Source organism: Microbulbifer salipaludis, from assembly GCF_017303155.1.
Classification (GTDB): domain Bacteria; phylum Pseudomonadota; class Gammaproteobacteria; order Pseudomonadales; family Cellvibrionaceae; genus Microbulbifer; species Microbulbifer salipaludis.
Window position 1 is genome coordinate 936,186 of record NZ_JAEKJR010000001.1, and the last position, 11,339, is coordinate 947,524.

Annotated in this window: 9 protein-coding genes; 7 read left to right on the forward strand and 2 right to left on the reverse strand. The window is 61.8% G+C overall.

Annotated elements, in window-relative coordinates; all coding sequences use genetic code 11:
- The first annotated feature begins 175 nt into the window (after window positions 1-175).
- Both hutI and hutG read left to right on the forward strand, forming a co-directional pair.
- Window positions 176-1,405 (forward strand): imidazolonepropionase, encoded by a 1,230-nt coding sequence (gene hutI, locus JF535_RS03890; protein WP_206999302.1) that lies wholly within the window; start codon window positions 176-178, stop codon window positions 1,403-1,405.
- Window positions 1,389-2,342, forward strand: a complete 954-nt coding sequence (hutG, locus tag JF535_RS03895; protein ID WP_206999305.1) for a formimidoylglutamase — start codon at window positions 1,389-1,391, stop codon at window positions 2,340-2,342. The genes hutI and hutG overlap by 17 nt, the downstream gene beginning before the upstream one ends.
- An 18-nt stretch (window positions 2,343-2,360) precedes the next feature.
- Here the strand turns inward: hutG and JF535_RS03900 are convergent, their stop codons facing one another.
- Window positions 2,361-2,951 (reverse strand): NUDIX hydrolase, encoded by a 591-nt coding sequence (locus JF535_RS03900; RefSeq protein ID WP_066960818.1) that lies wholly within the window; start codon window positions 2,949-2,951, stop codon window positions 2,361-2,363.
- 187 nt (window positions 2,952-3,138) lie between these two features.
- On the opposite strand from JF535_RS03900, the gene ampC reads away from it, so the two are divergent.
- From ampC to JF535_RS03925, 5 genes are all read left to right on the forward strand, one after another.
- On the forward strand, window positions 3,139-4,467 hold the full coding sequence (gene ampC, locus JF535_RS03905; protein ID WP_242523577.1) for a class C beta-lactamase: 1,329 nt from the start codon (window positions 3,139-3,141) through the stop codon (window positions 4,465-4,467).
- An 11-nt stretch (window positions 4,468-4,478) separates the two neighbouring features.
- Window positions 4,479-5,228 (forward strand): 4'-phosphopantetheinyl transferase family protein, encoded by a 750-nt coding sequence (locus JF535_RS03910; RefSeq protein ID WP_206999307.1) that lies wholly within the window; start codon window positions 4,479-4,481, stop codon window positions 5,226-5,228.
- Between the two features lie 112 nt (window positions 5,229-5,340).
- Complete coding sequence (locus JF535_RS03915; RefSeq protein ID WP_206999309.1) at window positions 5,341-7,146, forward strand: phytoene desaturase family protein; 1,806 nt, start codon at window positions 5,341-5,343, stop codon at window positions 7,144-7,146.
- A gap of 218 nt (window positions 7,147-7,364) precedes the next feature.
- Window positions 7,365-8,054 (forward strand): TetR/AcrR family transcriptional regulator, encoded by a 690-nt coding sequence (locus tag JF535_RS03920; RefSeq protein ID WP_206999311.1) that lies wholly within the window; start codon window positions 7,365-7,367, stop codon window positions 8,052-8,054.
- Between the two features lie 89 nt (window positions 8,055-8,143).
- The gene (locus JF535_RS03925) at window positions 8,144-8,815 is read left to right on the forward strand and encodes a pseudouridine synthase (protein WP_206999313.1); all 672 of its coding nucleotides are present in this window, start codon (window positions 8,144-8,146) and stop codon (window positions 8,813-8,815) included.
- Between the two features lie 83 nt (window positions 8,816-8,898).
- Here the strand turns inward: JF535_RS03925 and JF535_RS03930 are convergent, their stop codons facing one another.
- Window positions 8,899-11,253, reverse strand: a complete 2,355-nt coding sequence (locus JF535_RS03930; protein ID WP_206999315.1) for a Tex family protein — start codon at window positions 11,251-11,253, stop codon at window positions 8,899-8,901.
- Window positions 11,254-11,339: the final 86 nt, after the last annotated feature.

An 11,339-nucleotide genomic window follows, 5' to 3' on the forward strand; every position in this document is an offset into this window, starting at 1 on the left:
AGCGGCAGGGACGCCGCTGACGCAGCGTACAGGGATGTATTCACCGCGGTTTCAAAAAGCCATACCCGGTGCTCGACCGCCACAGAGCTAGAACAGCGCTCTTGTGGGTGAGAAACCGCGCCAAAACGCCCCAACAGGGCTATCGTTACAATTAACGCCAATCCAGTGAGAAAATATGACTGAGCGCTGTGATCTGCTGATTACAAATGTCCACGCGGCCACGATGGATCCGTCCCGGCCCGGTGCCTACGGTGCGGTGGAGGATGCCGCGGTGGCGGTGACCGGCAACAAAATTGTGTGGATCGGCCCCCGCCGGGCGCTGCCCGAAACCGCCGCCGATCAGGTAATCGACGGCGAAGGCCAGTGGCTGACACCGGGGCTGATCGACTGCCATACCCACCTGGTCTACGGTGGCCACCGCGCCGGCGAATTTGCCCGCCGCCTGGGCGGTGAAAGCTACGAGGAAGTCGCGCGCGCCGGTGGTGGCATTCTCTCCACCGTACGCGCCACCCGCGCCACCAGTGCCGAAGAGCTCTACCGCAAAGCTGAGCCCCGCCTCAAGGCCCTGATGGGTGAGGGCGTCACCACCGTCGAGATCAAATCCGGCTATGGCCTCGATCTCGATACCGAGCTGAAGCAACTGCGGGTCGCCCGCCGGCTCGCGCAGCACCATCCGGTCAGCATTCTCACCACCTGTCTCGCCGCCCATGCCCTGCCACCGGAATACGATGGCCGCGCCGACGACTATATCCAGCTCGTGTGCGAGGAAATCCTGCCGGCGGTTGCCAAAGAACAGCTCGCCGATGCGGTGGACATGTTCTGCGAAAACATCGCCTTCTCCGTGGAGCAGTGCGAGCGCGTGATTGCCGCGGCACAGAAGCTGGACCTGCCGGTGAAAGTCCATGCCGAGCAGCTCGCCGCTACCGGGGCCACCAGAATGGCCGCCCGTGCCGGAGCCCTGTCGGTCGATCACATTGAATACATCACCGATGAAGACATCGCCGCCATGGCGGAAAGCGGCACTGCCGCCGTGCTTTTGCCGGGCGCGTTTTATACCTTGAAGGAAACCCGTGTACCGCCGGTCGACAAACTGCGTGCCGCCGGGATTCCTATGGCCATTTCCACCGATCTCAATCCGGGCAGTTGTCCCATTGCGTCGCTGCGCCTGATGATGAACATGGGCTGCAACCTGTTTGGTCTCACCCCCGCCGAAGCCCTCGCCGGGGTTACCCGCGCCGCGGCCCGTGCGCTCGGGGTGTGTTGCTCGCGGGGCGTGCTGCGCGCCGGATTGCACGCCGATATGGCCCTGTGGCCAATGGAGACGCCAGACCAGTTGGCCTACGAGGTGGGTGCCCTGAAACCTGCGGAAATTTTTGTTGGGGGACAGCATGTTACAGCTGGCTGATATGCGCCTGTGGAGCGGGCGCGTCGATAGTGAAGATGGCAAGGCCGGCAAGCGCTGGCACCAGGACATCGTGCCGCTGCATCTCGACAGCCCCCCGGGGTTGGCGATTCTCGGTTTTGCCTCCGATGAAGGGGTGCGCCGCAACAAGGGGCGTATCGGTGCCGCCAAGGGTCCGCGCATACTGCGCCTGGCCCTGGCCAACCTGCCCAAGACCTTCGGCGCGCCGCTTTACGACGCCGGCAATGTGCGTGTGGAGAAAGACGACCTGGAATCCGGGCAGGCCATGCTCGGCGCGCGCATCACCGACCTGATGACCGCCGGCCACTTTCCCCTGGTGCTCGGCGGTGGCCACGAGATCGCCTATGGCAGCTATCAAGGTATCGCCCGCTGGATGCGCGAGCAGCAGCGGGACAAGACTCTCGGCATTATCAACTTTGATGCGCATCTGGATCTGCGCCTGCCCGCGCCGAATGGCTCGTCGGGAACGCCGTTTTTCCAGATTGCCGAGCAGTGCGACGTCAACGGCCGACCATTCAATTATCTGTGCGTGGGCGCCGCGGCGACTGCCAATACCCCCGCGCTGTACAACCGCGCCGAAGAGCTCGGCGCACAGGTCATTTCCGACCGCGAGATCGTGCCCTGGCGTCTTGAGCTGGTGCAACGGCAGATCGCCGACTTTATCGAGCGGGTGGACTTTGTGTACCTGACCATCGATCTCGACGTCTTCCCGGCCGCCGTGATGCCGGCGGTGAGCGCGCCCGCCGGGCGCGGGGTGGCGTTCGAACTGTTCGAGCCGCTGCTGGACACGGTGCTGGAGTCGAAAAAGGTGTGCCTGGCGGATATCGCCGAGTTCAATCCCTATTTCGACATCGAAGACCACGCCGCACGCACCGCCGCACGGGTGGTGTTCCAGATTGCCAACGGCATCAAGGGATAAGGCGAGAACGGGAAACCGTTACGGCGTCTGCCGCTCCGGAGGTGAGGGCGTCGCCGGCTCCTCTGGCGGCAACTGCCGTGGGGGGCGTCGGGCCTTCAGGTAGCGCTTGATGTACGGCTTGTGGGTGTAGATCACGTCCTCAGGCAGGTTGTGCAGCTCGAAGAAGCGGTAGCCATAAATCTCGCCGTCGCGGATGGTCACCTGCTTGTCCTTCAGGCGCCCGCGGATCGCGATGTTGATGATCCCCGAGCGCGGCACCTTGTTCACTTCCAGCACTTCGAAATCATCAATCTTGATATCGAGCTCCTCACGCAGTTCCCGCCGCGCCGATTCCTCGAAGGACTCGTGGCGCTCCACCCAGCCTCCGGGCAGCGCCCACTTGTCCTGGTAGGTATGGCGCACCAGCAGCAGCTGATTGTTGCGCTCCACAAAATACACCATCCCCACCACAAACTTGTCGGTGAGCGCGAAGGAGATGTTCCAGCGGATTTTCGGCGGCAGCTGGCGATAGAGCTCATACTTGAGCCCCGGGAAGGCCACGAACACGAGCGCGGTCAGCAGGCCGAGGGCCAGCATCAGGAGAACGGCTTTTTTCAGAAATGATCGCATGGGCCCGGAACTGCTTTCACTGCAAATGGGGGATTCCCTAAAGTGTATCTGAGGCTTGCCCCGGCTTTCGAGTACTCTTTTACCTGCGAGGATGACGATTCGCACCGAAATGGCACTATTCCGCGTGCCATGGGTCATACTCGGGGCCAGATAGTGCCCAAAAACAACCATCTCACAAGGACTCGCCATGCCGTTACCGATCACCGCTTGTTCCCGGCCATCCGCTCCCGTCCGCTGGGGCGCGCTGGTGTGCGGGCTGTGGATGTGGGCGCTGGCGCCATCGTTGGTGCAGGCGGGTGCGCTCTCCTCCCAGCAGCTGGAGGCCGCGGTGATCGACGCCATTCAACCGGTGGTGGAAAAACATCGCATCCCCGGAATGGCGCTGGCATTGACCATCGAGGGTGAACCCTATTTTTTCAATCTGGGGGAAACTGCGCTGGAGGGCGGTGAGCCGGTTACCGAGCACACCCTGTTCGAGATCGGCTCGGTGAGCAAGACGTTTACCGCCACCCTGGCGGCTTACGCGCAGGTAAAGGGCGCACTGGATTTCAACGCGCCGGTCAGCACGTATCTGCCGGCACTGCGCGGCAGTGCCATGGGCGATGTCTCGGTGTTGAACCTGGCCACGCACACCGCCGGACATTTTCCGCTGCAGTTGCCAGCAGAGCTGCGCAGCGAGGATGAACTGCTGGCCTATTTCCGCAACTGGCAGCCGCAGTACACCCCCGGCAGCAAACGTACCTACGCCAACCCCGGTAGCGGCCTGCTGGGGGTGCTGGCAGCGCGCAGCCTCAATCAGCCTTTTGCCCAAGCGATGCAGGATGCGGTATTTCGTGGGCTCGGTCTCGGGCACACCTTTATTGAAGTGCCCGAGGAAAACATGGTCGGCTATGCCGAGGGTCACAACCGCGAGCATCAGCCCGTCCGGGTAACGATCGGCCTGCTGGGGGAAGAGGCCTATGGCGTGCGGTCCAGTGCCGCAGACCTGACCCGCTACCTGGCGGCGCAGATGGAACTGATCAGGGTGGCACCGGAAATACAGCAGGCATTGCGGATTACCCGCCAGGGGTACTTTCGCACCGACTATTACGTGCAGGACATGGTGTGGGAGCAGTACGCCCTGCCGCTGAACAAGGCGCACCTGCTGGCGGGTAACTCGCGCGTAATGCTTCGTCACGACCATCCGGTAACGGCGATCTCGCCGCCGCTACCTCTACAGCGCAATGTGCTGATTAACAAGACCGGGTCTACCGGCGGTTTTTCTACCTACGTGGCGTTTATTCCCGAGAAAAAATTCGGCTTCGTGCTGTTGGCCAACAAGTATTTCCCCAACGATGAGCGGGTTGCGATGTTGTATGGCATTTTGCAGGCAATCCTGCCGGAGGTGATCGCCACACCGGAAGCCGGGGCGAAGGATATATCTGGTGGAGTGTCTGGTCTCGTATCAGATGTTGTGGCGACACACAGTCAGCCGGCACATGGGGTCAGCCTCACAGAGAAAAATCCCAGGGGATAACGGTAGCAAGGATGATGCGAGAGACGGGCGGCTTTATTGGTGAGGTGTGCACGGAGATGGCGCCGGCAAGTGGGGTGCGTGTGGTGCGTTGCGCGTTTGATAGCGACCGCTATCAGCCAGGGCTGTTTACCGAGCTCCGCATTGCCATGCCGGAATCCATCGCGCGATCGGTGCCCAAGAGGCAGGCGGAATTCCTTGCCGGGCGCTACGCTGCGGCGCTGGCGCTGCAGTATCTGTCTCCGGCAGCTATCGGGAGCACTCAGGTTGGCATCGGCGAGCGTCGCAATCCTCTCTGGCCGAACGGCGTGGTGGGCTCCATTTCCCACACAGACGTTGTCGCGGTGTGCGCAGTGGGCTTGCGTACCGGGTTGGACTATCTCGGTATTGATAGGGAAGCGCTGATGTCCGCCCGGGTGTGTGACGAGGTGGCACCGGTTGTGTCTTCACGTCCGGAGCGGGAGCGGCTTTGCGCCGGGGGCCTGTCAGAGCAGGCGGCCACTACCCTGATTTTTTCTGCCAAAGAGAGCCTGTTCAAGGCGCTGTACCCGTTGGTGCGCGACTACTTTGGCTTTGAAGTGGCCGAGGCCACAGCGCTCTGCCTGGAAGAGCAGATTCTGGTGCTGCGCCTGAGTGAATCCTTCGCCAGCAAATACCACCTGCCGCGGGAGTACCGCTGCCAGTTCACCCTCGGTGAGCACTGGATCCAATCGCTGACCTGCGGAAAGTTGCTCGGCCGTGCGCGTGCGGGGGTGAGCGGCTGAGGGCATCACAAGCGACTTTTTCCGGTATCGTGCAATGCGTTGCACATCCATTAGTGGGCGGCTAAGGTGTTTCAGTCACCAAATAATAAAAAAGAAAACGCCGAGGCTGCCCATGTCTGCGTCCAATACCTCAGTACCCTCTGAAGGTTCCAGTTCCAGTTCCAGTTCCAGTTCCAGTTTCAATCCCAATCCCAACCCCAACCCCAACCCCAACCCCAACCCCAACCCCAAACCGAGCCGTTTGCGCATAGGCCGTCGCTATCGCGCCGGGCGACTCGCGGGGCCCTACGATGCCATTGTCATCGGCTCCGGGATCGGAGGGCTGACAACGGCGGCCCTGCTGAGTGCCGCCGGAAAAAAAGTGCTGGTGCTTGAGCAGCACTACACTGCGGGCGGTTTTACCCATGCCTACGATCGCAACGGTTACGAGTGGGATGTGGGGGTGCACTACATTGGCGATGTGGGTGGCCACCCCACCATGACGCGCAAGCTGTTCGATTTTATCTCCGGTGGCCACCTGCAGTGGGCCCCCATGGATAGCACCTACGACCGCATCTGCCTGGGTGACGAGCAGTACGATTTGGTGGCGGGCCGGGAGGCGTTTGTCGACGAACTCAGCCGGCGCTTTCCCGGCCAGCGGCCGGTGATCGAGGCATATCTGGAGCGAGTGATGGCGGTGGCCAGCGCCATGCCCCTGATCACGCTGGAGAAACTGTGCCCGCGCTGGTGCGCCCCCCTGTTCGGCCTGTACAAAAAGCTGCGCTGGCCGGACTACCTGCACAAGACGACCTACGAAGTGCTACGAGAGCTGACGGATAACGAGACGTTGATCGCGGTGCTCACTGGCCAGTGGGGCGACAACGGCATGACGCCCAAAACCGGCAGTTTCATTATTCACGCACTGATCGCCAAGCACTACCTGTACGGGGGCTACTACCCGGTGGGTGGCGCCAGCAAGATGGCGGAAACCATTATTCCCCAGATCCAGAAAACCGGCGGTGAGGTATTTACCTACGCGCGGGTAGAAACCCTGTTGCTGGATGGGGCACGGGTAACCGGTGTGCGCATGGAGGATGGAACAGAAATCTTTGCACCGGCGGTCATCTCCAATGCGGGCGTATTTAACACGTTTGAAAAGCTGTTGCCGGAAAGTGCCGCCAGCGCCGCCGGCTATCCGCGCCAGCTGCAAACGGTGCAACCGTCAATGAGCCATTTGTGCCTGTATATCGGCCTGCGGAAAACCGCCGCAGAGCTCGGCTTGCCGAAGACCAATTACTGGCTGTACCCGAGCCCGGACTACCAGGCAGATACCGAGGCCTTCCTGCAGGACCCAGGGGCGGAGATTCCACTGGTGTACATTTCTTTTCCCTCTGCCAAAGACCCGGAGTTTGAAAACCGCTACCCCGGCCGCGCCACCATCGAAGTGGTGGCACCGGCACAATACGCCTGGTTCGAACGCTGGCAGGAGAAAACCTGGGGCAAGCGCGGCGCAGACTACGAGGCCCTGAAGCAGCAGTTCAGTGAGCGCTTGCTGGCGCACCTGTACCGGCATTTCTCGCAGTTGCGCGGGCAGATCGATTACTGCGAACTCTCCACCCCGCTCTCCACGCGTCATTTCTGCGCATACACCCAGGGGGAAATCTACGGCCTCAACCACGACCCGGCCCGCTTTGCGCAGACCTGGTTGCGACCAAAGACGCGGGTGCCCGGCCTGTATCTCACCGGCCAGGACATCATGAGCTGTGGGGTCGCGGGCGCCATGTTTGCCGGGCTGGTGACCGCGCAAAGCCTGCTGGGATGGCGCCGGGGTGGGGCGTTGATGCGGCGGATTTTTAGCGGAAGTACAGCAGAAAATAACGGGGCTCAAAGCACGTCACCCCTGTCCAAGCTGGGCGCTGATCGTCTCCGGGCCCCCTGAGCGGGTGCGGAATCGTCGGGTAGCGCCCAATTCTCGGGCAGGCTGACAAGGAGACTTGCTCAGAAAAATGTGAACGGACAGCCATTTTCAGGGATTAGCGCGACAAAACTGCTGTTGAGCGTGCACAACTTGCACGATTGACCAATAATTGGCCATTGTATAGGGTTTGGCATTCATTTCCCTCTGCACCCGCATAATTCCTGTTTGAGGCAATCGACATGGCAACCGGCTTCGACGCTGGCAAAATCACCCCCGAGGAGACAACTCGCAAGGCCTCTGCCACGAACAAGAAGGCCGAGAAACGCGAGATCGCCAAGGCCAAAATCCTCAACGCGACCCTGGACATCATTGCCAAAAAGGGTCTCGCCGCCCTGTCGCACCGCTCTATTGCCAGTGCCGCGGGCGTGCAGTTGGCGATGACCACCTATTACTTCGGCACCATCGACAACATTCTGGTGGCGGCATTCCGCGAGTTTGTTAAATCGATGGAGCCGGTGAACGCGGACCTGATCCGTCGCGGCGACGCGTTTTTGGCCCAACTGCAGGGTGCCGATGGCACCGTGAAAGACTGTGAGCGCTACATTGAGGGCATCGCAGACATTTTCGCCCAGATGATCGACAGTGGCCTGTCTTCCCGGCGGGACCAGTTGCGCATTGAGAGTCAGTACCTGTTTGAGCAGCACCCCTCGGAAGCCCTCGCCGAGGAAATTCAGGCGTACAACGACTGGCTTGCGGATATCGCGCTGCGTTTTATCCGTCCCATCGGCGCACAGGACCCAGAGCTGGATGCCCAGCTGTTCCTGTGGACCGTGCAATGCCTGGATTTTTCCAACGTTAGCAGTGTGCAGGTCAAGGGGCCGTCGAGCCGCGATGTCCTGCTGCGCCTGATGCGCGGCTTCTGCGTGTAATCGCTCCGGGCTGGTATCCTTCCCACCTTTTCCATCGCCCTCTGGTCCCATCACCCTCTGGTCCCACTGGCCTGTACCGAGTTCGAGTTTTGCGTCCCTACTATCCACCCACCGACCCCTATCTGGATGTCGTCTACGCCGATACCCACCTGCTGGTACTGGACAAGCCCAGTGGCCTGCTGACGGTGCCGGGCCGCGCGCCGGAACATCAGGACAGCCTCGCCAGCCGGGCGCAGGCGGAATACCCTGACGCGCGCATTGTGCATCGTCTGGATATGGACACCTCGGGGCTGGTGGTGATGGCGCTGGGTGCGGACATGCACCGCCTGTTGAGTGGTCTGTTTCAGAATCGTCAGGTGGAAAAAAGCTATCTGGCGCGTGTTTGGGGTGAGCCGGAGCGGGATGAGGGTGAGGTGGACCTGCCGCTGATTTGCGACTGGCCGAATCGGCCGCGGCAAAAGGTGTGTTTCGACTCCGGCAAGCCGTCGCTGACCCGCTGGCAGAAACTCGACAGCGACGGCAGCACCAGCCTGCTGCAGCTGACCCCGGTCACCGGTCGCTCACACCAGCTGCGGGTACATATGCAGGCCATGGGCCACCCGATTCTGGGCGATCCCTTCTACGCGCATCCGCAAGCCCTGGCCGCGGCGCCGCGCTTGCTGCTGCACGCGCAGGCGCTGGGGTTTGAGCACCCGGTGCTGGAGAAAGAAATGCACTTTTTGTGCAATCCCGGTGACGGTTTTCTGGATTTCCCTCTCTAACATGGTGGATAAGCGCAGCGCATCCCTCACGAAAATGGGCGGCCAGTGGCCGCCCATTTTTGTTTCCGGGAAAGAAAAAACGCTTACTTCTTGCCCTTCATGGCCGCCGCCAGCAGGTCGCCCATGCTGCCGCGACCACCGCCCGCGTTGCCACCGCCCTGTTGCTGGCGGTTGCGGTTGTTGTGGCGTTGCGCTTGTCTGCTCTCACGGTGGTCGCCTTTCTTGACGCCGCCGCTGCCCTGTTCGCCGGGCTCGTCAGACATGCGCATGGACAGACCGATACGCTTGCGCGCTACGTCCACTTCCATCACCTTCACCTTGACGATGTCGTTCGCCTTCACCACTTCGTGCGGGTCCTTGACGAACTTTTCCGAGAGCGCGGAGATATGCACCAGGCCGTCCTGGTGCACGCCGATGTCCACGAAGGCGCCGAAGTTGGTGACGTTGGTGACGGTGCCTTCCAGCACCATGCCCGGGCGCAGATCCTTGATCTCTTCCACACCGTCTTCGAACTGGGCGGTACGGAACTCCGGGCGCGGGTCACGGCCGGGCTTTTCCAGTTCGGCAATGATGTCTTTCACCGTCGGCAGACCGAATTTTTCATCGGTGTAATCCGCCGGGTTCAGGCGGCGCAGGAAACCGGAGTCGCCGATCAGGCTGTTGATCTCGCGGCCGTTTTTCTCCGCGATACGCTTCACCACGATGTAGGACTCCGGGTGTACCCCGGATTTGTCCAGCGGGTTCTCGCCGTTGTTGATACGCAGGAAGCCGGCGGCCTGTTCGAACGCCTTGGGCCCGAGGCGCGGCACTTCCTTCAATTGGTCGCGGCTCTTGAACGCGCCGTTCTGGTCGCGGTAGCTGATGATGTTGTTGGCGATCGACTGGCTGAGGCCGGACACGCGCGCCAGCAGCGGTGCCGAAGCGGAGTTCAGTTCGGCACCGACACCGTTCACACAGTCTTCCACCACCGCGTCGAGGGAACGCGCCAGCTGCGACTGGGACACGTCGTGCTGATACTGGCCCACACCGATGGACTTGGGCTCGATCTTCACCAGTTCCGCCAGCGGGTCCTGCAGGCGGCGGGCGATAGAGATGGCGCCGCGGATGGTCACGTCCAGGTCGGGGAATTCGCGTGCGGCGAATTCGGAGGCGGAATACACGGAGGCACCGGCCTCGTTCACCATCACCTTCTGCGCGGTGAGCTTGAACTGCTTAATGGTCTCGCCCACGAACTTGTCGGTCTCGCGGCTGGCGGTGCCGTTGCCGATGGCAATCAGGCCCACATCGTACTTCTTGCACAGGGTGGCGATCACGGCAGCGGATTCCGCCAGCTTGTTCTGTGGCGGGTTGGGGTAGATGGCGGTGTGGTCCAGCACCTTGCCGGTGGCGTCGACCACGGCCACTTTTACCCCGGTACGCAGGCCCGGGTCGAGGCCGATGGTGGCCTTCTGGCCAGCGGGGGCGGAGAGCAGCAGGTCTTTCAGGTTGCGGGAGAACACCTTGATGGCTTCCTCTTCCGCCTTCTCGCGCAGCTGGCCCAGCAGGTCGGTTTCCAGGCTGGTGAGCAGCTTGATGCGCCAGGTCCAGCGCACCACTTCACCCAGCCACTTGTCCGCGGGGCGGCCGTGGTCTTCGATGTCCACATGGCGGGCGATCATGGCCTCGCAGGGGTGGCTGGCAGTGGCCGGGCGCTCTTCGTCGCCGTCGAGCCCCAGGTTAATCGCCAGAATGCCCTCGTTGCGGCCGCGGAAGATGGCCAGGGCGCGGTGACTGGGCACCTTGGCCCAGTCTTCGGCGTATTCAAAGTAGTCGCGAAACTTGGCCCCTTCCTCTTCCTTGCCGGCGAGTACCTTGGACTTCACCTGGCCATCGCGGCTGAGGAAATTGCGCAGCTTGCCCAGCAGCTCGGCGTCTTCGGCAAAGCGCTCCATCAGGATGAACTTGGCCCCGTCGAGGGCGGCCTTGATGTCTTTCACATGCAGGGCGGCGTCTTCGTTTTCCGTGTTGAGGTACTTCTGGGCTTCCTCTTCCGGGTTCAGGCTGGGGTCGGCGTAGAGAGCGTCGGCCAGAGGCTCCAACCCCGCCTCGATGGCGATCTGGCCCTTGGTGCGGCGCTTGGGTTTGTAGGGCAGGTAGAGATCTTCGAGGCGGTTCTTGGTGTCGGCCGCATTGATCTGCTGTGCCAGTTCCGGCGTAAGTTTGCCCTGCTCGTCGATGCTTTTCAGGATGGCGGCACGGCGCTCTTCCAATTCGCGCAGGTAGCGCAGGCGCTCTTCCAGGTTGCGCAGCTGGGTGTCGTCCAGCTCACCGGTTACTTCTTTCCGGTAGCGGGAGATGAAGGGCACCGTTGCGCCCTCGTCCAGCAGGCCTACGGCGGCAGCCACTTGCTGCGGGCGCACGTTCAGTTCTTCGGCAATACGGGCGTTGATATCCAACATCTTGTTATTTACATCCTCGGGAGGTCATCGATAGTCACTTTTCCGACGGCGGCGCCGGCGTCATAAAAGGGCGGCCATTATGGGCC

Bases quoted from the DNA above. Each gene is read 5' to 3' on its own strand.
- JF535_RS03915 (WP_206999309.1), top strand. From the start codon at position 5,341: ATGTCTGCGTCCAATACCTCAGTACCCTCTGAAGGTTCCAGTTCCAGT.
- JF535_RS03930 (WP_206999315.1), bottom strand. From the start codon at position 11,253: ATGTTGGATATCAACGCCCGTATTGCCGAAGAACTGAACGTGCGCCCG.
- ampC (WP_242523577.1), top strand. From the start codon at position 3,139: ATGCCGTTACCGATCACCGCTTGTTCCCGGCCATCCGCTCCCGTCCGC.
- hutI (WP_206999302.1), top strand. From the start codon at position 176: ATGACTGAGCGCTGTGATCTGCTGATTACAAATGTCCACGCGGCCACG.
- JF535_RS03900 (WP_066960818.1), bottom strand. From the start codon at position 2,951: ATGCGATCATTTCTGAAAAAAGCCGTTCTCCTGATGCTGGCCCTCGGC.
- JF535_RS03920 (WP_206999311.1), top strand. From the start codon at position 7,365: ATGGCAACCGGCTTCGACGCTGGCAAAATCACCCCCGAGGAGACAACT.
- JF535_RS03910 (WP_206999307.1), top strand. From the start codon at position 4,479: ATGATGCGAGAGACGGGCGGCTTTATTGGTGAGGTGTGCACGGAGATG.
- hutG (WP_206999305.1), top strand. From the start codon at position 1,389: ATGTTACAGCTGGCTGATATGCGCCTGTGGAGCGGGCGCGTCGATAGT.